Genomic DNA, 21,433 nt, shown 5'->3' with positions numbered 1-21,433 from the left:
CCTTTTTCGTAATAATAACGAGCTTTAATGATCTTGTAAATGACTTATGACTCATCCACCTATCTTACAAGTTAAGGATCTATCGGTAAGTCTGCATAAACGTCGGGCACATTACCCTATTGTTGAGTCATTGTCTTTTGATCTGCATAAAGGGAAGACTTTAGCGATTATTGGCGAATCCGGTTCGGGGAAATCGGTAACAGCGCAAGCGCTTATGCAATTATTACCCTCCCCACTATTTTCTACATCGGGGGAAATATTGTTCCATGGGAAGGACTTATTCAAAGCTCCGCGAGGTATCTTACGTTCTATCTTTGGAACAAAGATTTCTATGATTTTTCAAAATCCTCAATCTTCATTAAACCCTGTCTTTACAATAGAACAACAATTCCAAGAGCTTATCCGCACACACTTACACCTACCTACTCAAGAGGGGAAAAATAAAATTATACAAGCTCTCATAGATACAGGATTTCATAATCCCGAACTCTGTTTAAAGCTCTATCCTCATCAGCTCTCGGGAGGGATGCTGCAAAGAGTTTCCATTGCTATGGCTTTACTTACCTCTCCAGAAATTCTCATTGCTGATGAGCCAACAACAGCTCTTGATGTTTCTGTTCAATACCAGATTTTACAATTACTCAAAGGCCTACAGAACAAACTCGGCATGGCCTTGCTTATCATTACCCACAACATGGGCGTCGTTGCCGAAACTGCGGATGACGTACTCGTTCTCTATGCAGGGAGACTCGCTGAGTATGCTCCAGTAAAGGATATTTTCCATAATCCTTGCCATCCTTATACTCAAGATTTACTCGCTTCTCGTCCTTCATTGCAAAGTGAAACATTTACGACAATTCCTGGGCAGCCTCCCCACTACAGTGCCCTGCCTTCCGGATGCTGCTACTACCCCAGATGCTCAAAAGCTTATGGAAAATGTAAAGTCGAATCTCCAGAAGCTCAGCAAGTGACAGAAGGACATAAAGTAAGGTGTTGGTTATATGAATGACCCCTTAGTACAAGCCAATCAACTAAAAAAATATTACTATAAACGGACCAGTTGGTTTCGCAAAAAAACCATAGCAACGCGAGCCATTGATAATATTTCTTTTTCTATACCTTCGGGAAAGATTGTCGGACTCATTGGGGAATCAGGATCAGGGAAAACAACATTAGCCCTAGCCCTCTCGGGGTTGCTATCGTTAACCTCTGGGTATTTATCTTTCGACAATACGCCAATTAAGCTTCATTCTCGACATGATTTAAAAAAGCTACGCTCTTACGTGCGTATGGTTTTTCAAAATCCTAAAGCCTCTTTAAATCCTAGAAAAACAATTTTTGATAGCTTAGGTCACGCCCTTATCCATCATCGGATCATTACAAAAGATAAACTCCCTTCTGTCATTGGAGAGAGTTTAGAACGTGTAGGATTATCTGCTGATTATTTTTATCATTATCCGCATCAGCTCTCAGGAGGTCAGCAACAGCGCGTATCTATAGCGCGAGCATTACTAGGAGCGCCTAAGCTTATCATATGTGATGAGGTAGTTTCTGCTTTAGATCTGTCCATGCAAGCACAGATTTTGAATATGCTCTCCAAATTACAAAAAGAACTCCAGATGAGCTACTTGTTTATTTCGCATGATTTAGCTGTTGTACGATCTTTTTGCTCCGAGGTCCTCATCATGTATAAGGGAAAAATTGTTGAATCGGGAGCCACAGAAGATATTTTCTTAAACCCTAAACATCCTTATACCCAAATGCTGCTGAATTCGCAGTTACCTGACTTACCAGAAAATCGTAGCATTGAGCATAAACTACAGTCCTTTCAAAAAAACTCTTCGGAGAATCCTTCGCCAACAGGATGTGTCTTCTATAATCGCTGTCCTAAACGACAAAAAACCTGCCTTCAGGGACCTATCCCAGAACAAACAGAAGGGAACAAACATACACGTCTATGTATTTTTTAAAAGATGGCTACAACAGGTTCGTGGCTATTTGTATACAACTAGGATTTCTTCAACAGCCATTCTTCTAACTGTTTGAGTTGTTCTTCATCTTGAACGTGCAGGGATACACTATAATGAGAACCTTGAGGTTTGACGGTGACTTTATAACCCAAAGATTGACTAAGACGTTTTTGCATTTCATGACAGTGTGGAGATGTAGCGCAAGCCTTTACTTGCTCTTTAGCCGCACGTGTCGTCAATACTTCTCCGGACAACAGCTTCTTTGCTTCTTGTTCGGCTTCGCGGACAGCAAGACGCTGTGAAATAATTTTTTCAGCAAGAATCTCTCGTAGATTAGGATCTTCGAGGGTAAGAATGACTTTAGCGTGACCTAAAGTGATCTCCCCAAGATAAAGGCTTTTTTGAATAGACTCAGATAGAGAAAAAAGACGTAGGTAATTTGCTACTGTGGAGCGTTTTTTCCCTACTCTTACAGCTACCTTATCTTGAGTTAATCCAAAAACATTGATGAGCTTTTTGAAAGCCTCTGCCATTTCCATAGGGCTGAGATTCACACGTTGGATATTTTCTATAAGAGTAGCTTCTGCAGCTATATCGTCTGCTACTACTTGTTTGAGAACAACAGGTATCGTAGTGTAGCCAGCAAGTTGTAAAGCTCTCCAGCGGCGCTCTCCTGCGATTAATTCGTAATATAAAACTCTATCCCCACTACGAATTTCACGCACCACAGGAGGATGAATTAAACCTACAGATTTTAACGAGGCAACTAATTCCTGCAGTTCAGATTCGGAAAACACTCGACGAGGTTGAAAAGGACTGACCCGAATGTTATCGATAGCCACTTCTATTATTGTATCTTTATTGATAACTCCGCTCACAAATTACCTTCGCTATTTTCCTATTATCTCTGAAACATTTTCAGTGGCATAGAGATGTTATTTATCCCAACGTATTTTAAGTAAAAATAGTATCACAGAAGTTTTTCTATCAAAAGAGCTTGTAGAAGTGAAGTGCTTTTTTTCGTGTTTTCCACTGTTAGAGCATCTTAAATCAAGGAGTTTACGAAAAAAATTTTTCCAGATACACTAGGGATATCAAGCGCTTTACACCCTAAAATCATGAAGAATTTACTATCCTTAGTATGGAAAAGGGTTTATTCCTACTCGTTTACTCTCACATTCCTCATTACCCTATCCATATTTCTCACGGGAAAGATCATTTATCATCTTCAAAAAAACGATCGCGAGAAACACGAAAGTATTCTTCTTCTTACCAAAACCGCGGAATCTGCCGTTTTTCAAGGATTCATACCTCCTAAAACTGCTCTACCTATGTTAGAACGTGCTTACCGTATGGGAGGTAAATCTGTACAACCTTATGCCGGTTTTCTATCTTCATGTTTCTATATCCATAATGAACCTTTACGCGGTGCGTATTATGCAGGGCTGGCCTTTGGTAGTGGATCGCATTTCCGTATGCCTTCACCCGCTCAGGTACTACTCAAAGAAATTGCAGATGCTCAAGCTACTGAAGACTATCAAACAGCTTTAGAAAAATCTTCTCAGCTTCTTCAATTCACTGCATCTTCTGCAGATTATCCGACGTTACGCTTCCTGACTTTATTAAGAATTATAGAAATCAAAGAAATCTTAAACCAAGACACCTCCATAGATTTCGAAGAACTCAAAGCCCTGCCATTGTTCAAAGAATTTGAACAATTCTATAAAGATGGAGAGTGGACATTAACTAAACGTTTTGGCAAAAAACACTAACTGCCTATTTATACCAAGGATTCGCATGCCTTCTTCTGTAGACACTCAAGAACTTTCTCATGCTACAACGGAATCGACGACTGCTACACAAACTATAACAGAACCCTCCCCTCAACATCCCCCGAAAGTTCTCTCTGGATCCATAGTTATCTATCCCTCTGAGGATAACCAACCAGCATCTTAAGGCAGGCGTATGCTGATTGTTTTAGCTTTCCGCCAAGTTTTCTTTTCTAAGTCACCCCACGTATTAGAAAAATTCCTCCGGTATTTATTACTTCTTAAACAATCGTATCCCTTAGTGCTCCCCGGAGAACCCATCAAAAAGTTATCCGTTATGCTAACTTTTGATTATGTCTCTGTGGACTTCTATGCCCATATCTTCCCTTTCCTACAGACGCACCATATTCCCGCCGTTGTGGGAATTGCTTGGAGATATGTTGCTGAGAATTCTGCTCAAACTCTTCCTCTTTCCTATCGTTTAGCCCCTAGCGAAGCCTTGGCTTTCCAAGATGAAGTATTTGCAAAGCACCAACCATTTTGCTCACAACAGGAGTTACAGGCACTCGCTGATTCTTCCGTTATACAACTCGCCTCATCAGGATTTGCTATTCGCAATTTACAAAATACACCGCCCTATCTCGCTACAGAAATCTTCTTATCAAAATATTCTATAGAAAAAGCCTTGGGGAAAAACCCTATAGGATTTTTCTACCCTTTTGGCAAATATGATCACATATGCGAACAAACAGTAAGGAAGTACTATCCTTTTTCTTTTGTTTTAGGTGATGTCATAAATATGAAAAACAAGAACCACAGGATCTATCGTCTAGATATGACGCGTGCTGCATACACATTGCCTAGGCCTATCCATAACCCGTACTATGTCAAAAACTGGCTAATAGATAGATGTCAACAAATGCGTTTACGTTGGTACCCTTATTCTAAAGAACACATCGAATTTCAAGGAAGCTCCTCACAATAAGGACTATACTCGGACTTTATTCAAAATAACACGTAAAGCCGACAAGAAAGCATCCACATCTTCCTTATCATTATATAATCCCAGTGACACTCTAAGCACATGACCCAAATCCCAGCGGGTCATGGCAGGTTGTGCACATTGATGCCCTGTACGGACAGCGATCCCTTGAAGATCCAATAAACACCCTATATCGAAAGGATGCGCACCTTCCACCTTGAAACTTATCAAAGCTCCGCGAGGGTGACCTACCTCTGGACCTAATATCTGCATACCCGGAATCGTTAGCAATTCGTTGTACAAATACTGTGTCAACTCTTCTTCTTCCTGGTATACGGAGTCTGGCAAAGATTGTAAGTAATCTATAGCGGCTCCTAATCCTAAGATAGAAGCTATAGGCGGCGTTCCTGCTTCAAATTTTAACGGTGCAGGAAGATATTCTGGATGTTCACTATCATAAATGGAGACCATATCGCCTCCACCTTCTACAGGAGGAAGCTTTTCTAACAATGCCTTCTTACCATACAACACCCCTAAACCTGTGGGTGCATACATTTTATGGCCCGAAAAAGCATAGAAATCTACATCCCAATCAACAACATCTACAGAGGTATGAGCTACTCCCTGGGCTCCGTCCACAGCGACATACGCACCATATTGGTGAGCGAGACTTGCGATTTCCTTTAGAGGTTGGATACACCCTGTAACATTACTCACGTGGGCTATGCTTACAAACACAGCTCCTGCTTTGAGTAAGACCTCTAGGTGTTCTAAATCTATATATCCCAAATGATCAACAGCAATTTTTTTAACACAAGATCCACGCCTACGGCAGGCTAATTCCCATGACAATACATTTGCATGATGCTCTACTTCAGAAACTAACACCACACCACCCTCAGGAATGAAAGCGTCATTTGCGGATATGGCTAATAGATTCAATGCGGCTGTAGTTCCCCGAGTAAAAACGATCTCTTCATCATATGCAGCTTGTATCCATGCACGAACTTTCCCACGAACAGCGTTATAATTTGCCGTCGTTACCTGCGAAGAAGTATAGACATTACGATTTACGGTAGCATAGCTACTACTGTAAAAATCCGTAATTGCGTCTATCACTTTCTTAGGTTTATGCGTAGTAGCCGCAGAGTCAAGATAAATGTAGGACTCCCCCTGAAGCTTTTTATTAGAAAAAATAGGAAAGTCTTCTTTGATCCTACACACCATCTATAGAATACTCCTTAGTCATATCTTGAGATTACATTTGCTCGGACAGTTTAGGGAAAGCTTCTTGACTAGGTTCTATAGATAAAAATCCTTGAACTAGCTTTTTTTGTGCTTCCTCTCGCGTCATTCCTCGCGATTGCATATAAAATATCTGTTGAGGATCTAATGGTCCTACAGCAGCTCCGTGAGAAGCTTTAACATCATCAGTAAGGATTTCTAATCTTGGAAAGGTGGTTACACAAGCATCATCACTAAGCAATAGAGTGTCATGTTTTTGATAAGCATCGGAAAACATTCCCTGGGTGGTGATGTGGATACCTCCTTCAAAAAGAAAATGACCTGAAGACAATATCGATTTGATATTCTGTCTTGATGTTGTCCTCTCAGCGTCATGATACATCAGATTTCTTACCCAAGTCTTTTTTGGAGATAGGGTAGAAACTAAAGATTCCCCATGAGCACCATCTCCTATCATGGAAAAGGTATTGTCAAACCATCCGCAACCACTGACATGTTCTTGCAGATGTTGATGTATAGAACAAGCTCCTTGCGCCTCGATAGTCGCCATATGCGCCCAACTTATCCTCTCTTCACTAATGTACTTAGGCTGCATCGTCAAAGAGAGTTCTGCACCTTCAGATACAAATACTTCGGTCAAACCATTTACAATAGCAAAACTTTCAGCAACACCGCTTTCTCTCTCAGTATGATGAGATACAAATACACGACAGCTAGAATGCTTCCCTACAATCACAATAATCCTTGGAGAGTAGATGACCTTATCACTTCTAGAAGTCGGAGAACATATATGACGTATACATATAGGCTCACTCACCTGAAATTCTTCGGGAATATAAATAACCACGCCTTCTTCTTGAACACATACAGAATTAAGAAATGCTAGAGGATGCGTATCCAGGGTGTATTTTTTGATAAATGTAGAAAAAATAGACCGGGCTTCTTTTAATGTCATCGATAAGACTCCCTCAGGCAGTTGAGAAAGTGATGACTCATATTTGCCGTTAATTAAAATGCATTCACAAGACAAAGAGTTCTCATGATGTAACCAGTGTTGTTTTGCTGTTTCCGACCCTCCATTGGCAATATGGTAGTCCTCAGGAGACTGCGCCAAATTCTTAAACCATGGGTAACTACGAAAAATGGCTTTGAAAGACTCTAACTGAGAGTATTTCTCATAGTATGCTTGTGCCGCTTGATGAATAGGAGAATCCTTAACTATAGGAAAGGTATGCTCCAAAAAACCTAACATATTTACCCCCAAGAAGAGCGTGCCAAGACTTCGTGATAACTCTTTTCTTCTAACTCCTGCATTAACGAAACCCCTCCCGAACAGGCTATCTTGCCTTCTAAAAGAATATGTACGTGGTCAGGCTCAAGAAGACTGCCCAACTTAGGGTTATGTGTAACTATGCAGGTGGCACTTTTAGGATGAAGTTCGCGATATTTCTCAATGGTTTTACATATGAATCTTAAAGCATCAACGTCCAACCCGGAATCAGGCTCATCTAACAGTATCATTTCCGGTTCTAGAACAAGCATTTGCCAAATTTCGTTTTTCTTTCTCTCTCCTCCGGAAAATCCTTCGTTGATATTTCTTTGTAAGAAATGCTGAAAGGATGCGAATTCATAAGTCTCCGATACAGAGGACAATAACATATCGAATTCAGCTTCTGCCATCTCTTCTTCTTGCCGAGAACGCCTACAAGCATTGTAAGCATCTTTTAGAAAAAGCTTATTATTCACCCCAGGAATTTCTGGAGGTTGTTGGAATCCTATAAACAATCCCATATGAGCTCGCTCTTCAGGCGCTTTTTCTAAAAGATCCTGACCCAATAAGCTTATTTCTCCAGAAATGATAGATAAACTATCATCTCCTGATAACACTTTCGCGAAGGTAGATTTTCCTGCTCCATTAGGGCCCATAATTATATGTAATTCCCCCGGATGAATATGCAAATTTAAATAATCCAGGATTTTAACATCCTCACAACATACGTGTAAGTTTTGTATATGTAGCATCAACTACCCCACGCTATTTTCCAACTTAACAAACAATAATTTTGAAGCTTCTCGAGCAAACTCTAAAGGTAACTGTTCGATAATTTCAAGGCAAAAACCGTGGACCACTAAACTCACAGCCTCTTCAGCATTTAACCCTCTACTACGCAAATACATTAATTGATCTGCTCGCAATTTCGATGTTGTAGCCTCATGTTCAACAGACGATTGGGAGTTTTCTACAGAAATTCTAGGATCCGTATACGCTCCACATGCCCGGCCAATCAGCATCGAATCACATTGTGTGTGATTACGACTTCCAACAGCTCCTTCAGAAATAGAAACAAGACTCCTAAAGGTGTTATGCGACTCCTCTGAAGAAATTCCTTTAGAAACTATTGTAGAAGTTGTTTTTTCCCCCACATGAATCATCTTCGTCCCAGTATCAGCTTGCATTTTTCCATTTGTTAAAGCGATAGAGTAAAACTCTCCTACACTTTCTTTCCCCCTCAAAATGCAACTAGGATACTTCCAAGTGATTGCCGCTCCAACTTCAACCTGGGACCAAGAAATCTTTGATTTGTAACCCGCACACAACCCGCGCTTCGTTACAAAATTATAAATTCCACCCTTGCCAGTTTTCCTATCTCCAGAAAACCAATTCTGCACGGTAGAATAACGCACAACCGCTCGTTCATGCGCCACTAATTCTACAACAGCTGCATGCAGCTGATGTGAAGAATACGATGGAGCTGTACACCCTTCAAGATAACTCACAAAAGAATCATCCTCAGCAATAATTAATGTACGCTCAAACTGCCCCGATTCTTTGTCATTAATCCTAAAATACGTAGATATCTCCATAGGACAACGCACGCCCTTAGGAAGATAGACAAAAGAACCGTCACTAAACACTGCAGCATTCAAAGCCGCGAAATAGTTGTCCCTATAAGAAACAACCAACCCTAAATATTTTTTTACTAACTCCGGATATTCTCGAATCGCTTCATTCATCGAGCAAAAAATCACACCCGCTTTATCCAGAGCTTCCTTAAATGTTGTTCCTATAGACACCGAATCAAAAACTAAATCCACAGCAACATTTTGAACGTTTAATAAACGCTTTTGCTCATCTAGAGGAATTCCCAATTTCTTAAAGGTCTCTAAAATTTCAGGATCAGCTTCTTCCAAACGCCCTAAAGGATTTTTCTGCTTTGGAGCAGAAAAATAGACTATACTGTCATAATCTATCGTAGGATAGGACAGTCTAGCCCATATAGGCTCTTGTAACTTTTTCCAATGCTGATAGGCTTTTAAACGGAAATCTAAAATGAAAGAAGGCTCGTTGCGCAGCTGAGAGATTTTTATTATTGTCTCTTCGCTTAGCCCCCGAGTTAACCCCTCTGACTCTATAGGTGTGACGAAACCATAAGGATAATCCTCATGATTATGTAAAAAATCTTCTATAGATTGGCTCATAATGCCCAGCCTCTGCGCTCCTCGTAATATTATTGTGTAAAACTTCACAAGGGCTTAGCCAGATTAACAAATTGTCCATATTTTTCGAAGCATTAAAGAAAGCGTGAAGGAAAAAGCAAAGCTTTAACTTTCACACTTGTTTAGAAAAGAATGTTGACAAAGACCATTCTTTGTAGAGATCACACTACGTGCTAAACAAGACGTAAGATCTTGAAGCACAAAATTATTTTAAGAATTCTTTATTTTTATCCCAAAAGTTTCTTCTACTCCATGATTTTTTCTAGCTCAACAACCTCTAAAAGAGTTAAAAAGATTTACTGTAAAGCAGTTGAGTTTTACGGGAAGACATCCAACTTAGGCTCATATTGCCCAGAAGATACTGTTTTTTGTAGCAAAGGAGCAAATGTCGAGTCTTTCGTAGTTAAAAAGGAGAGTTCCTTTTCCGCTTTTTCAAACTGCCCTTCCATATGATAAAGATAACCAAGAAGATAGTGTGAACGCTCGTGTTCTAAGTTAATACCAAGCGCACGATGGAAAGCATCTGATGCTTGGCGATTCTGCTTAAGATCCATGTAGGCAAGTCCAACATAAAAGTGTGCGTCAGCATCCTCTTCATTTAAGAAAAGAGCCTCCTGGAAAGCTTTTAAAGCTAATCGTGTTTTATCTAAAGTGAGATAACATAAACCAAGATTATAATGACCGTCAGACAAGTCAGGACGTAACTGCACAACCCTTTCGTAAGCTTCTGTGGCTTTATCCCACTGTTTGTGACGGGAGAGTAAATACCCCAATTTTATCCAAGCTTTCCAATATAAAGGATTCTTTCTTACCGTAGTCTCTAACAAAGCAATGGCTTCTTGCTCATTGTTCATATCCGTTAAAACAACAGCTTTATTGTACAAACTTTGTGGGTTCCAAGGGTCTAACTCTAAGATTTTATCAAAACACTCTATAGCTTCAGTATACTTACCTAAACGATGGTATACACCACCTAAGCTAAACCAACATTCTGCATCATCTGGATGTAAAACAATATAGGCACGATATTGCTCTACAGCTTCTTCACAACGATTATCCCGATCTAAAGCTACCCCATAGCAATAACGTAAATAGCTATCCGTAGGTTCCGACTCTAATCCCTTTGTGCACCAAGTCAACGCCTCTGCAGTTCTTCCTGACTCTAAAGCAATAATGCCCAAATAACAATAGGCTAGTGCTGCTGTAGGATCTAGCTCTAAAGTTTCTTTTAGCCTTTGTTCTGCCTGTTCATACTCCCCGCTCAAAAAAAAGTTAATTCCTGAGCAGAGAAATTCTTTCGCTAGATGTTTCGCAGCTTCTTCCATGAATCTTTCTCCTGGCACACAAGTTTGTTGACCTCGTGCTTTACAGGAGCAAAAAGCGTGCCAATCCTCAGTTCATAGCTGAAAATTTTTCTTTTTTTCTTATATTCTCCCACTTTTCGATCATCTTGACGGCTATGGGAGCTGCGTCTCGTCCAAACTCCCCGAGACGTAAATAGACAATAACAACAATATCCGGATGCATAAGTTCCTCATCTGAAAAACCAACTGCAGCAAACCACACGTGCTTCATTTTCATACTGCCGTATTGCCGATCCAAACCTACACGAACTATCGATTCCGCAGTGCTTGTCTTTCCAATGATACGAGTTAATAGTTCAGGACTAAACTGATCCCGAATACTGCGTGTTGTTCCATAATTTCCCCATATCACGTTATGCATACCGGATTTAAATAACTCCGTGATACACTCGGGCATAAACACATCTCTTTTCTTCATGGGAGGGGTCGGGGAAAATTCTTCACCATCCCATTCTCCTAAAACTAAACTAGGAACATACACAGTCCCTCCATTCACCAGAGCTGCCATCATGACAGCAGTTTGTAAAGGAGTCACAATAAGAGTATGCTGCCCTATAGCTGTGGCGTACAATCCCGAACGATTATACGCCACATCTTGAGGAACCGCTCCGGCATACTCTCCAAGCAAGCCTACCCCCGTTTTCTCCCCAAATCCAAATAAAGCCGCTGCATGACATAAATCTTCAGGATCAGAGAGATACTCTCCTACAAGCAAAGAAAAATAGGGGTTGCTGGACATTTCTAAAGCAGAAATAAGATCAATACGCCCACGACCAGAGTAATCATTCTTCGGTAAAATCCCTCCACGATAAAATGAAGGAATAGGCGTGCCATCTTTAAAAAAACCTACATGAGGCTTAGTACTAGCATACCCAAAAGATTTCCTATCGATAATCACTAGTAATCGAGATAAATAGTCCACATCGACATTACCCCGCATCACTTCTTGAGACAGCACAGAATACGCAGAAACTAGTTTAAAAATAGATCCTAAAGTTGCTGCCTGCCCAAAAGCATGAGATCGCAAATACCCATAACCATAAGTAGGATAAAATGCTGCAGCAAGATCTTGCTCCTTTTGAGGAACATTTCTAGTCAGCATCGGAGCATAGTTACCATATAGTGGTCTCTGCAGCTCTAAAAACTCTCTAAACGAGACAAACAAACGTAGCAAATCTATAGAAGAATCCGAGAATTTTTGTTTCAAAAACTCGTAATGTTCGTACCAAGGCAATGCCTGATGCGCCCCATTTTCTAATTCTCTTTTCCATACAGAAAGAGCTTCATAGTAAGCTTTTTGGTTCTCTATATCTCCTTGCCCGGAAAGTAAATAAGCTAAAAACCTATCAAGATAACAACGACGAAAATCTTGGTATTGTGCACGTTGCTCTTCCACTAAGTAATCCACATAAGGTGTGGGATAACGCTGCTTCCTCTCGTTTTCTTCCTTACGTTTCACCTCTAAAAACTTGGCAAAATAGAGTTTCCGCCATTCTTTAAAATCAACTTCAGTGAAAATGTCCTCTACTATCTTGGAAAATGCACTACGCAAAGCTACGTAATGTCCCTGGCACTCAAAAAACTCGGATAAAGAAAAAGAAGCTACGGATGCTAGTAGTTCGGGATCAATTTTAGAAGGATCCACAACCAACTGAAAGAGATCTACAAGTAAAAGTTTGTCATAATTTGCCGGAAGTTCCGCAAAAAAGGGCTCTAGCTCTTGCTTTATCTCCTCTATTTCTTGTTCATGTGCCTTATGACAACGCGCTATCCATTGCTGCTGCTTTATGGAAATCACTCGGCCGATAGCAATATGCTCCTGCTCAACAGGAAACACTGCATCAAAAATAGAAGAACAAGAACAATGCCCTTCAGAATAAGAAAATACCTCTAGTAATCGCTCCATAGCATGCTGGATCTTAACAGCGTTATGCACAGTGCCGTAACGTTGTATAACAGACTTGACCTCTGAGGTGTTCGGCAAAATAAAATCTAAGAAATAATCAAAAGTCAGCGAAAGCTCCTCATCATAACATAACCCGGTAAGAGAACTTCTTCTTTCTCGACGCAACGGCACTTTTCTATCATACACCTCTGCAATGTGTTCGGTGTTTTCCAACCAACGATACACTGCAGATCTAGCTTCAGAATCCGCATCCCGTATGTCGATAAAATCGTTATTATGGTACCGCGGAGAAGATGCCATAGCCAAGATTTGGCCATTATTCGGATCTAAAGCAATAATCGCTCCCCCCTTAATCCAAGGAAATAAAGGAGGTAAAAACTTTTGCTTTTTCAAAGACTGTGCCGAACGAAATTGTTCGGTTTTTTCATGATCTAAAAGTAAAGCATCTGCGAACGCTTGCAACTCTGTAGACAATGTAAGTTGTAACTTCTTCCCAGAAATGGCTTCTACTTCATGAAGACCTTGGATAAAATTACCACGACGATCTACAAGAACTGTTTTTTTTCCTAATTGTCCTCTTAAACTCCCGTCGCAATAGGCTTCTATGCCCACCTTCCCAACTAAGGCATTTAAACTATATGCATTGTTCTCTAAAGAATTTAATAAAGAACGCACTTGATCTATACTTGCTAGACCTTCAGGAAACTTCGGATTCTCACCCTCTTCATACGCTCGAACACATTCCCGCAACTTGCTTAACTCATGTGTCACACTCTTATATTCTTGAGCACTAATCGGTCCTACATACCCTAAAATATCTGATGCCGTCTTCCCCATAGGATAATACCGACGCACTGACGGTTCGACATGTAAGCCCGGCCAATGTTTCATCATCATTTTCAATCCTAAATATGTACGCTCAGAAACATTGGCCTGAACTACGTAGGGTACAGAACCTAATACAGAGGCTTTCGCATGAATATTATCTTCTATTGTATCTTTATCTAGATGTAACTCTTGAGCAAGAAGTTGCGCCAAACGTGCAATATAGTTTTTCCTAACAGGAATGAGCTCTCTAGTTCCATCTGCACGGGCACGCCATGCTCTAGTAGGCAAATCACGAATGGCACTATAAGCAACACTCACATCGTATTGCATTTTATTTTCTGCTAATACTTTGCCGAAACGATCACAAATGGTGGCACGCTCTATAAGCTCAGGAATCACCCTCTTCTGCGGTTTATAAGCCTCTTCTAACTTTTGATCATGTTCAACGACAGCAAGATGCCACAAACGTACAGCGATTATTGCTAAAGCAACAATGATCCCTGACAATAGCCTGTTTGTCTTTTCTGGAACAGTAAGGTAGGAACGACGCTTTTTCGGAGATTTCATAAAACAAATAGTAGGGTCTCACCCATTGTCTGGCAAGTGCTTCGACTGGTTACGAACGGCGTTTTACAAGATACAAATCAGCAAAAAAACACACACGAATCTTGAAAACAGAAAATTGTTACAAATAAAACATAGAAATGAAAAATGCCAAAAACTTTAACGCTTTGTTTAACAATTTTGCTTTATCTTATTTACAAAAATAAAGAATAAATCGTAATGATTCAAATATAAGAAAGCCTTGTTACACTCTTCTATGAGGGTAATTCCAACTTATTCTAAGTGGCATAAGAAATAAAAATGTGTACAAAAATCTAATAGCTCTCTTATTAGCAAGTATAAGGAGTTATTGCTTGAAATCTGTGCCTGAAAACAGTCTTTTTTCTTATCGTCTTTACTATAATAAGAAAAGTTTGTTATGTTTTCGAATAATGAACTGTATGTTCATGCTTAAGGCTGTTTTCACTTGCAAGACACTCCTCAAAGCCATTAATTGCCTACAGGATATCTTGTCTGGCTTTAACTTGGACGTGGTGCCGCCAGAAGAGCAAATTAGAATAGCGAGCACAAAAAGAAAAGATACTAAGCATAATCTTTAGAGGTGAGTATGAAAAAACTCTTGAAATCGGCATTATTGTTTGCCGCTACGGGTTCCGCTCTCTCCTTACAAGCCTTGCCTGTAGGGAACCCAGCTGAACCAAGTTTATTAATCGATGGCACTATGTGGGAAGGTGCTTCAGGTGATCCTTGCGATCCTTGCTCTACTTGGTGTGATGCTATCAGCATCCGCGCAGGATACTACGGAGATTATGTTTTCGATCGTGTATTAAAAGTTGATGTGAATAAAACTATCACCGGCATGGGTGCAGTTCCTACAGGAACCGCAGCAGCTAATTACAAAACTCCTACGGATAGACCCAACATCGCTTACGGCAAACACTTACAAGACGCCGAATGGTTCACCAATGCAGCTTTCCTCGCATTGAATATCTGGGATCGCTTTGATATTTTCTGCACATTAGGCGCTTCTAATGGGTACTTCAAAGCTAGTTCTGCGGCATTCAACCTCGTTGGTTTGATTGGTGTTAAAGGATCCTCCATAGCAGCTGATCAGCTTCCCAATGTAGGCATCACTCAAGGAATCGTTGAATTTTATACAGATACAACATTCTCTTGGAGTGTAGGTGCACGCGGAGCTTTATGGGAGTGTGGTTGTGCGACTTTAGGAGCAGAGTTCCAATACGCTCAGTCTAATCCTAAAATTGAAATGTTGAATGTAGTCTCCAGCCCAGCACAATTTGTGGTTCACAAGCCTAGAGGATACAAGGGAACAGCATTTCCTTTACCTCTAACAGCTGGTACTGATCAGGCAACTGACACTAAGTCGGCTACAATTAAATACCACGAATGGCAAGTTGGTTTAGCGCTCTCTTATCGATTGAACATGCTTGTTCCTTACATTAGCGTAAACTGGTCACGAGCAACTTTTGATGCTGACGCTATCCGCATCGCTCAACCTAAATTAGCTGCTGCTGTGTTAAACTTGACCACATGGAACCCAACCCTTTTAGGAGAAGCTACAGCTTTAGATACTAGCAACAAATTCGCTGACTTCTTGCAAATTGCTTCGATTCAGATCAACAAAATGAAGTCTAGAAAAGCTTGTGGTGTAGCTGTTGGTGCAACGTTAATCGACGCTGACAAATGGTCAATCACTGGTGAAGCACGCTTAATCAATGAAAGAGCCGCTCACATGAATGCTCAATTCAGATTCTAAGGATTTAGTTTATACTATCCTAACTTTTTGTCCCGCTATCAGAACCTAGGAATCTCTGGGTTCTGATTTTTTTTGCTCTCATCCTTTTGTAGAGCTTCAAATCTCTTTTCTAAAATCCATTCGCATAAGAATTCACTGATTATCTAAAATTTTCTAGAAGCTTGAAACCTAGAGATTACAACCTTGCGTAAAAAGCATTATTAAATTAACATCTCTATTCTTAGCACGCGCCCGTAGCTCAATGGTAGAGCTGTAGCCTTCCAAGCTACCGGTGTCAGTTCGATTCTGATCGGGCGCTTTCTGAACACCACCAAGACTGAAATCTTGACATCGGTTCAAGATGCCATTGTTAACATATTCAAGAAATAGAGGTACAAAGCTTGGAAGAACAACCACTATGCAATCTTTCAGTTAAAGACTTAATGGAAGCGGGAGCTCATTTTGGGCACCAAACCCGAAGATGGAATCCAAAGATGAAACTTTACATCTTTGAAGAAAAAAATGGTCTTTACATCATCAATTTAGCAAAAACTCTTTATCAATTACGTAAAGCTCTCCCACAAGTTTGTAAGGTTATTAAGGAAAATAAACCTATTCTCTTTGTAGGGACGAAAAAACAAGCCAAATGTGTCATTAAAGAAGCTGCTATTGAAGCTGGCGAATACTTTGTTGCTGAGCGTTGGTTAGGCGGCATGTTGACTAACATGACGACTATTAGAAACTCCATCAAAACGTTGGATAAGATCGAAAAAGACCTGACTCAAAATAGTTCTTACCTTACGAAAAAAGAAATCGCCCTACTCGCTAAACGTCATCAAAAATTATTGAAGAACCTTGAAGGTATTCGTTACCTGAAGAAAGCTCCTGGTCTTGTTATCGTTGTTGATCCTAGTTATGAAAAGATTGCTGTTGCAGAAGCTAAAAAGCTCGGTATCCCCGTATTGGCTTTAGTAGATACTAACTGTGATCCAACTCCTATCGACTATGTGATTCCTTGCAATGACGATTCTTTAAAAAGCATTCGCTTAATCATTAGCACAATTAAAGATAGTATCATTGATACCAAGAAAAAACTTGGCGTTGAGATTGTCTCTCCAATTAAAACTCTAGACATACAAGATAGCGAAGATATGGACGTCTACGCAACCGATGAGGACAATCGTCAAGAAGATCTATTAGCAAAAAAATATGACAGTAATGAGGCTAACTAATGAGCAACTTTTCTATGGAAACCCTCAAACTCTTAAGACAGCAGACCGGTGTGGGGTTAACCAAGTGTAAGGAAGCTTTAGCCGAGTGCAATGGAAATCTTGAAGAAGCTGTAGTTTACTTACGTAAATTAGGTCTTGCCTCAGCTAGTAAAAAAGAACATAGGGAAACGAAAGAAGGCGTTATCGCAGCAAAAAGCGATTCTCGCGGCACTGCTGTCGTTGAAGTTAACGTGGAAACAGACTTCGTAGCTAATAATGCCGTCTTTCGAACTTTCGTTGATGGTCTTGTTGAAGACGTCTTAAACCATAAAGTAGATAATGTTGATGCATTGCTACAACTCCCCTCATCGCAAGATGCTTCTCTTACAGTAGATGAGTTACGTGCTGTAACCATGCAAACCGTCGGAGAAAATATCCGCATCAACAGAATTAAGTATTTGCCAAAAACAACTAATGAAAGTGTGGGCATTTACTCTCATGGTAATGGGAAAACCGTTTCTGTCACTGTTCTTTCTGGAATTTCTGATGAAGAAAGCCTCGCGAAAGATATTTCGATGCATATCGTAGCAGCTCAACCTCTGTTCTTAAATAAAGAAAGTGTCCCTGAAGATGCTCTAGCAAGAGAAAAAGAAGTTATTTCTTCTCAAATACAAGGAAAACCCCAAGCAGTTATTGATAAAATCATCAGTGGCAAGTTGGGAACATTCTTCCAAGATGTTTGTCTACTAGAACAAGCTTTCATTAAAAACCCTGATATCACTATTCAAGGTTTGATTAATGAGGCCAGCAAAACTAGAGGCAACTCCGTCGAAGTGAAGGAATTCATTTTATGGAAAATAGGAGCTTAATAAGCGAGAGGAAATATGTCTAAGCGAATAACACGAGTCTTATTTAAGATATCCGGAGAATCTCTCTCTACAGACAGCGGGAATCGAATTGATGAAGTTCGTTTATCCAGATTGGTAGCGGAATTGCGCGCTGTACGCAATTGTGATATTGAAACAGCTCTTGTTATAGGCGGAGGCAATATCCTTAGAGGCCTTGCTCAACAAAAAGAATTACAAATTAATCGCGTGTCTGCTGACCAAATGGGAATGCTAGCCACTTTAATTAATGGTATGGCTGTGGCAGACGCTTTAAAAGCTGACGACATCCCTTGTTTATTGACTTCTACACTGTCTTGTCCTCAACTAGCAGACTTATACACCCCTCAAAAGTCTGAAGAAGCTTTAAACCAAGGGAAAATTGTAATTTGCACAACAGGAACAGGGTCTCCTTACTTAACAACTGATACAGGAGCAGCTTTGCGTGCTTGTGAGTTAAAAGTGGATATTCTGCTCAAAGCTACTATGCATGTGGATGGCGTGTATAACAAAGATCCTCGATCATTCAGCGATGCTGTAAAATATGATCGGATTAGCTTTAAAGATTTCCTAGCTCAAGGATTAGGCGTTATGGACGCTTCTGCTGTATCTTTATGCATGGATTCTAATATTCCTATTCGGGTCTTTAGCTTTGTTAAACACTCTCTAGAGCAAGCGATCTTTGATGAGAATATCGGAACATTAATTGGTGAGGAAGCTACACATGTCCATTCTAGCTGATACTGAAAAAAAAATGGCAGCTGCTTTAGAATTTTTCACTAAAGAAGTCCGTTCATTTAGAACAGGGAAAGCTAATCCTGCTTTAGTAGAAACAGTTACTGTGGATGTGTATGGCACGACGATGAGGCTATCGGATTTAGCCTCTATTTCTGTAGCTGATACACGCCAGTTAGTCATTTCCCCTTACGATGCTAATAACGTCTCTGCTATATCCAAAGGGATTATTGCTGCAAATTTAAATTTGCAACCTGATGTAGAAGGATCCATAGTACGTATTAAAATTCCCGAACCGACAGCAGAATACCGAAATGAAGTGATTAAGCAGTTACGTCGTAAATCTGAAGAAGCCAAAGTAGCTATTCGCAATATCCGTAGGGAATCTAACGATAAGTTAAAAAAGGATTCTGATTTAACAGAAGACGCTGTTAAGGGAATGGAGAAAAAAATCCAGGAATTAACAGATAAGTTTTGTAAGCAAATCGACAAAATGTCCAAGCAAAAAGAAGTTGATCTTTCATCGATTTGATAAGCTTTACTTTTTATGAGTAATCTTTATCTTCTTCTCCTTCTTTGGTTTTTCATATAAAACTCGGAGAGGAAAAGATTGCTCTAAAGGAGTAGAACTAGTAATATTGTAGTTGTCTTGGCCCCATCGTCTAGCCCGGCCCAGGACATCGGATTTTCATTCCGGTAACAGGGGTTCGAATCCCCTTGGGGTCAAAATATAAAATAGCCAAGTAAACTTCGGGCCTTTAGCTCAGCGGTTAGAGCACCTCACTTTTAATGAGGGGGTCGAAGGTTCAAATCCTTCAAGGCCCAATTGATTATTCTTGGTTCTTTTGTATTTCTTAAAAAAACCTTTTTCTCCTTTGTCTCTTTTTTGTTATTGGTATCGGGTGTATTAGTATTTGGTTTTAATGGTTGATCTTCATGGCAACTTCTAAACCCCACCTATGTTACCATTGTCAAAAGCCGGCAACAATTTGTTATACTGAAGTAGATAAGGATAAGATCTTACGTTCTTATGTGTGTGATTCTTGTCCGTGTCCTAGTCATTACTATAGTCGTGACAACATTGTGTTAGGTTCTTCTGGGACTTCTGTAACTTTAGAATGTGGCAATTGTAAAACCGTATGGAAGCCAACTGCTGATGAAAATCAGCTATTTGGTTGTCACTTATGTTACACAAACTTTAAAACACAACTCATACCCAAGCTCGTGCATACTAAAGCTATGTGTTCATCGGCAACGGCGGACAATGGCCGAGGTGGTTTGCATATTGGTCGTTCCCCTGGAGAAGCGGCGAGTATGAATCCCCTCCTTAAATTAATAGCGTTAAACGAGGCTCTTCAGGATACGCTAGCTCGTGAAGATTATGAGCAAGCTGCTGTAATACGAGATCAGATTAATCATTTAAAAAATCAGAATTCGCATGATTCTTCCCAATGACTTACTTCTTAATTTTGCTAGTAAGAAAGACGCTCCTCCTACAAATAAAACCTGGCCTATAACGACGTTCTCACTATCTAGGAACCTTTCCATAGCGAAGTTTCTTCCTTGCTTATCTAGGGAGAAAAAACAAGAAATTTTAGAGGTTATCGCCTCACATTTTAACCATATTGAAGGTTTTGATGAGTTTCTAGTTTTACCCCTGAAAGATGCACCTGCCTGGCAAAAAGAGTTTCTCATTGAGCATTTTTTATTTCCCTATGATCTTACAGGTAACCCTGAAGGCGAAGCTCTTATTGTCAACCGCTCTGGAAATATTCTCGCCGCTATAAATTTCCGGGATCATCTGATTCTCCATGCTATAGATTTTACATCAGAACCCGAAAAAGCCTTAGATCAGCTTGTGCGGTTAGACAGTTATCTGAATGAAAAATTAGCATTTGCTTTTTCCCCTGATTTTGGTTTTCTAACTACAAATCCTCGAGAATGCGGCACAGGATTAAAAAGTCAGAGTTTTCTACATGCTCCGGCATTGGTTTACTCTCGCGAATTGGCTGAGATTATTGATGAGGATACAGAGGTTGCGTGTTCTGGCATTTTACCAGGAACTCCCGAATATATTGGGAATATTGTAGTTTTATCGAATAAATGTTCTTTAGGGCTTACCGAAGAACAAATCTTATCATCACTCAGAATATGGTCTTCGAAAATTGCTGTTGCCGAAGCTTCCGCGAAAAAGAAGCATGCTGAGCAAAATCCTGGGGAGTTAAAAAACCATATTCTGCGTGCTCTAGGCTTACTTACACACTCCTATCATTTAGATCTCCAAGAAACGTTAGATGCATTAAGTTGGATCCAATTAGGGATTAGCTTAGGATGGATCCAAGGTTCCGATAACAGTTCCATTTGGAATCCTGTATTCTGGCAGGCACGTCGTGGGCACTTAGCTCTTACAAAACAACCTGAAGATAATAAGAGTTTACAAAAAGAAGTTATCTCACAGTTACGTGCAGATGTGTTAAAGAGACTTGCCGAAGGCTTATCTGCTAATGGCTTTTAATGCCCTCCTATAACTACAATACGCAGCAAGGAGGGCAGCAAAACTTTTTCCCCCTAAAGCCTAAATTAAAAGCCCCGACTTTGCCTTTTAAAATAAATATAAAAAAAGCTTTGAGGAGGTTCTTCCTTCAATACCTCGCCTCTTAGGACATGTCAGCCTGCCCTTCCCCTACGTACGTATTTTTGAAATGAATAGAGAAAATAAGG

Annotated in this window: 19 protein-coding genes and 3 tRNA genes; 15 read left to right on the top strand and 7 right to left on the bottom strand. The window is 40.1% G+C overall.

Annotated elements, in window-relative coordinates:
• Nucleotides 1-46: 46 nt before the first annotated feature.
• On the top strand, nucleotides 47-1,009 hold the full coding sequence (locus tag CHAB577_RS00330; protein WP_011096803.1) for an ABC transporter ATP-binding protein: 963 nt from the start codon (nucleotides 47-49) through the stop codon (nucleotides 1,007-1,009).
• Nucleotides 1,002-1,970 (top strand): oligopeptide/dipeptide ABC transporter ATP-binding protein, encoded by a 969-nt coding sequence (locus CHAB577_RS00325; RefSeq protein ID WP_011096802.1) that lies wholly within the window; start codon nucleotides 1,002-1,004, stop codon nucleotides 1,968-1,970. Before CHAB577_RS00330 ends, CHAB577_RS00325 begins: the two co-directional genes overlap by 8 nt.
• A 38-nt stretch (nucleotides 1,971-2,008) precedes the next feature.
• Here CHAB577_RS00325 and CHAB577_RS00320 read toward each other — a convergent pair whose 3' ends face one another.
• Complete coding sequence (locus CHAB577_RS00320; protein WP_006343732.1) at nucleotides 2,009-2,848, bottom strand: ParB/RepB/Spo0J family partition protein; 840 nt, start codon at nucleotides 2,846-2,848, stop codon at nucleotides 2,009-2,011.
• Between the two features lie 240 nt (nucleotides 2,849-3,088).
• Between CHAB577_RS00320 and CHAB577_RS00315 the strand changes: the two genes are divergently transcribed.
• Genes CHAB577_RS00315 through CHAB577_RS00310 form a run of 3 tightly spaced genes read left to right on the top strand, consistent with a single transcriptional unit; the run spans nucleotide 3,089 to nucleotide 4,724 of the window.
• The gene (locus tag CHAB577_RS00315; protein ID WP_011096801.1) at nucleotides 3,089-3,742 is read left to right on the top strand and encodes a hypothetical protein; all 654 of its coding nucleotides are present in this window, start codon (nucleotides 3,089-3,091) and stop codon (nucleotides 3,740-3,742) included.
• Between the two features lie 25 nt (nucleotides 3,743-3,767).
• Complete coding sequence (locus CHAB577_RS05160; protein ID WP_162009507.1) at nucleotides 3,768-3,926, top strand: hypothetical protein; 159 nt, start codon at nucleotides 3,768-3,770, stop codon at nucleotides 3,924-3,926.
• Nucleotides 3,927-3,935: 9 nt separating this feature from the next.
• Nucleotides 3,936-4,724: a polysaccharide deacetylase family protein gene (locus tag CHAB577_RS00310; RefSeq protein WP_011096800.1), complete on the top strand. Its 789-nt coding sequence runs from the start codon at nucleotides 3,936-3,938 to the stop codon at nucleotides 4,722-4,724.
• A gap of 3 nt (nucleotides 4,725-4,727) precedes the next feature.
• On the opposite strand, the gene CHAB577_RS00305 is transcribed toward CHAB577_RS00310, so the two are convergent.
• From CHAB577_RS00305 to CHAB577_RS00280, 6 genes are all read right to left on the bottom strand, one after another.
• Nucleotides 4,728-5,948, bottom strand: coding sequence for a SufS family cysteine desulfurase (locus tag CHAB577_RS00305; RefSeq protein WP_011096799.1), 1,221 nt, complete (start codon nucleotides 5,946-5,948; stop codon nucleotides 4,728-4,730).
• A gap of 31 nt (nucleotides 5,949-5,979) precedes the next feature.
• Complete coding sequence (locus CHAB577_RS00300; RefSeq protein ID WP_041461299.1) at nucleotides 5,980-7,218, bottom strand: SufB/SufD family protein; 1,239 nt, start codon at nucleotides 7,216-7,218, stop codon at nucleotides 5,980-5,982.
• Between the two features lie 2 nt (nucleotides 7,219-7,220).
• The gene (gene sufC / locus CHAB577_RS00295; protein ID WP_011096797.1) at nucleotides 7,221-7,988 is read right to left on the bottom strand and encodes a Fe-S cluster assembly ATPase SufC; all 768 of its coding nucleotides are present in this window, start codon (nucleotides 7,986-7,988) and stop codon (nucleotides 7,221-7,223) included.
• Nucleotides 7,989-7,991: 3 nt separating this feature from the next.
• Nucleotides 7,992-9,446 (bottom strand): Fe-S cluster assembly protein SufB, encoded by a 1,455-nt coding sequence (gene sufB, locus CHAB577_RS00290; protein ID WP_011096796.1) that lies wholly within the window; start codon nucleotides 9,444-9,446, stop codon nucleotides 7,992-7,994.
• Between the two features lie 335 nt (nucleotides 9,447-9,781).
• Nucleotides 9,782-10,789 carry a tetratricopeptide repeat protein gene (locus CHAB577_RS00285; protein ID WP_011096795.1) on the bottom strand — a complete coding sequence of 336 codons (1,008 nt, stop codon included), beginning with the start codon at nucleotides 10,787-10,789 and terminating at the stop codon, nucleotides 9,782-9,784.
• A gap of 67 nt (nucleotides 10,790-10,856) precedes the next feature.
• Nucleotides 10,857-14,129 carry a penicillin-binding transpeptidase domain-containing protein gene (locus CHAB577_RS00280; protein WP_011096794.1) on the bottom strand — a complete coding sequence of 1,091 codons (3,273 nt, stop codon included), beginning with the start codon at nucleotides 14,127-14,129 and terminating at the stop codon, nucleotides 10,857-10,859.
• A 604-nt stretch (nucleotides 14,130-14,733) separates the two neighbouring features.
• Between CHAB577_RS00280 and CHAB577_RS00275 the strand changes: the two genes are divergently transcribed.
• The 10 genes from CHAB577_RS00275 (at nucleotide 14,734) to CHAB577_RS00230 (ending at nucleotide 21,227) form a co-directional block, all read left to right on the top strand.
• On the top strand, nucleotides 14,734-15,903 hold the full coding sequence (locus CHAB577_RS00275; protein ID WP_011096793.1) for a porin: 1,170 nt from the start codon (nucleotides 14,734-14,736) through the stop codon (nucleotides 15,901-15,903).
• A 227-nt stretch (nucleotides 15,904-16,130) separates the two neighbouring features.
• A tRNA-Gly gene (locus CHAB577_RS00270) sits at nucleotides 16,131-16,201 on the top strand.
• Between the two features lie 124 nt (nucleotides 16,202-16,325).
• Nucleotides 16,326-17,114 (top strand): 30S ribosomal protein S2, encoded by a 789-nt coding sequence (rpsB, locus tag CHAB577_RS00265; RefSeq protein WP_231908357.1) that lies wholly within the window; start codon nucleotides 16,326-16,328, stop codon nucleotides 17,112-17,114.
• On the top strand, nucleotides 17,114-17,962 hold the full coding sequence (gene tsf / locus CHAB577_RS00260) for a translation elongation factor Ts (RefSeq protein WP_011096791.1): 849 nt from the start codon (nucleotides 17,114-17,116) through the stop codon (nucleotides 17,960-17,962). The genes rpsB and tsf overlap by 1 nt, the downstream gene beginning before the upstream one ends.
• A gap of 15 nt (nucleotides 17,963-17,977) precedes the next feature.
• Nucleotides 17,978-18,718, top strand: a complete 741-nt coding sequence (pyrH, locus tag CHAB577_RS00255) for a UMP kinase (protein WP_011096790.1) — start codon at nucleotides 17,978-17,980, stop codon at nucleotides 18,716-18,718.
• Nucleotides 18,702-19,244: a ribosome recycling factor gene (gene frr, locus CHAB577_RS00250; protein ID WP_011096789.1), complete on the top strand. Its 543-nt coding sequence runs from the start codon at nucleotides 18,702-18,704 to the stop codon at nucleotides 19,242-19,244. Before pyrH ends, frr begins: the two co-directional genes overlap by 17 nt.
• Before the next feature lie 119 nt (nucleotides 19,245-19,363).
• Nucleotides 19,364-19,438: transfer RNA gene (locus tag CHAB577_RS00245), tRNA-Glu, on the top strand.
• Between the two features lie 26 nt (nucleotides 19,439-19,464).
• Nucleotides 19,465-19,537, top strand: a tRNA-Lys gene (locus CHAB577_RS00240).
• A 111-nt stretch (nucleotides 19,538-19,648) separates the two neighbouring features.
• Complete coding sequence (locus CHAB577_RS00235) at nucleotides 19,649-20,167, top strand: UvrB/UvrC motif-containing protein (RefSeq protein WP_045071686.1); 519 nt, start codon at nucleotides 19,649-19,651, stop codon at nucleotides 20,165-20,167.
• A complete protein-coding gene (locus CHAB577_RS00230) occupies nucleotides 20,151-21,227 on the top strand; it encodes a protein arginine kinase (protein ID WP_045071685.1) in 1,077 nt (358 codons plus the stop codon). Before CHAB577_RS00235 ends, CHAB577_RS00230 begins: the two co-directional genes overlap by 17 nt.
• Nucleotides 21,228-21,433 lie beyond the last annotated feature (206 nt).

This window comes from Chlamydia abortus (assembly GCF_002895085.1).
Classification (GTDB): domain Bacteria; phylum Chlamydiota; class Chlamydiia; order Chlamydiales; family Chlamydiaceae; genus Chlamydia; species Chlamydia abortus.
Note: the sequence above shows the minus strand (reverse complement) of the source record. Positions and strands in the feature narration are given on the sequence as shown.

Excerpts from the sequence above, each read along its gene's own strand:
- CHAB577_RS00330 (WP_011096803.1), top strand. The coding sequence starts at position 47 with ATGACTCATCCACCTATCTTACAAGTTAAGGATCTATCGGTAAGTCTG.
- CHAB577_RS00325 (WP_011096802.1), top strand. The coding sequence starts at position 1,002 with ATGAATGACCCCTTAGTACAAGCCAATCAACTAAAAAAATATTACTAT.
- CHAB577_RS00315 (WP_011096801.1), top strand. The coding sequence starts at position 3,089 with ATGAAGAATTTACTATCCTTAGTATGGAAAAGGGTTTATTCCTACTCG.
- CHAB577_RS05160 (WP_162009507.1), top strand. The coding sequence starts at position 3,768 with ATGCCTTCTTCTGTAGACACTCAAGAACTTTCTCATGCTACAACGGAA.
- CHAB577_RS00310 (WP_011096800.1), top strand. The coding sequence starts at position 3,936 with ATGCTGATTGTTTTAGCTTTCCGCCAAGTTTTCTTTTCTAAGTCACCC.
- CHAB577_RS00305 (WP_011096799.1), bottom strand. The coding sequence starts at position 5,948 with ATGGTGTGTAGGATCAAAGAAGACTTTCCTATTTTTTCTAATAAAAAG.
- CHAB577_RS00300 (WP_041461299.1), bottom strand. The coding sequence starts at position 7,218 with ATGTTAGGTTTTTTGGAGCATACCTTTCCTATAGTTAAGGATTCTCCT.
- sufC (WP_011096797.1), bottom strand. The coding sequence starts at position 7,988 with ATGCTACATATACAAAACTTACACGTATGTTGTGAGGATGTTAAAATC.
- sufB (WP_011096796.1), bottom strand. The coding sequence starts at position 9,446 with ATGAGCCAATCTATAGAAGATTTTTTACATAATCATGAGGATTATCCT.
- CHAB577_RS00285 (WP_011096795.1), bottom strand. The coding sequence starts at position 10,789 with ATGGAAGAAGCTGCGAAACATCTAGCGAAAGAATTTCTCTGCTCAGGA.
- CHAB577_RS00280 (WP_011096794.1), bottom strand. The coding sequence starts at position 14,129 with ATGAAATCTCCGAAAAAGCGTCGTTCCTACCTTACTGTTCCAGAAAAG.
- CHAB577_RS00275 (WP_011096793.1), top strand. The coding sequence starts at position 14,734 with ATGAAAAAACTCTTGAAATCGGCATTATTGTTTGCCGCTACGGGTTCC.
- rpsB (WP_231908357.1), top strand. The coding sequence starts at position 16,326 with ATGGAAGCGGGAGCTCATTTTGGGCACCAAACCCGAAGATGGAATCCA.
- tsf (WP_011096791.1), top strand. The coding sequence starts at position 17,114 with ATGAGCAACTTTTCTATGGAAACCCTCAAACTCTTAAGACAGCAGACC.
- pyrH (WP_011096790.1), top strand. The coding sequence starts at position 17,978 with ATGTCTAAGCGAATAACACGAGTCTTATTTAAGATATCCGGAGAATCT.
- frr (WP_011096789.1), top strand. The coding sequence starts at position 18,702 with ATGTCCATTCTAGCTGATACTGAAAAAAAAATGGCAGCTGCTTTAGAA.
- CHAB577_RS00235 (WP_045071686.1), top strand. The coding sequence starts at position 19,649 with ATGGCAACTTCTAAACCCCACCTATGTTACCATTGTCAAAAGCCGGCA.
- CHAB577_RS00230 (WP_045071685.1), top strand. The coding sequence starts at position 20,151 with ATGATTCTTCCCAATGACTTACTTCTTAATTTTGCTAGTAAGAAAGAC.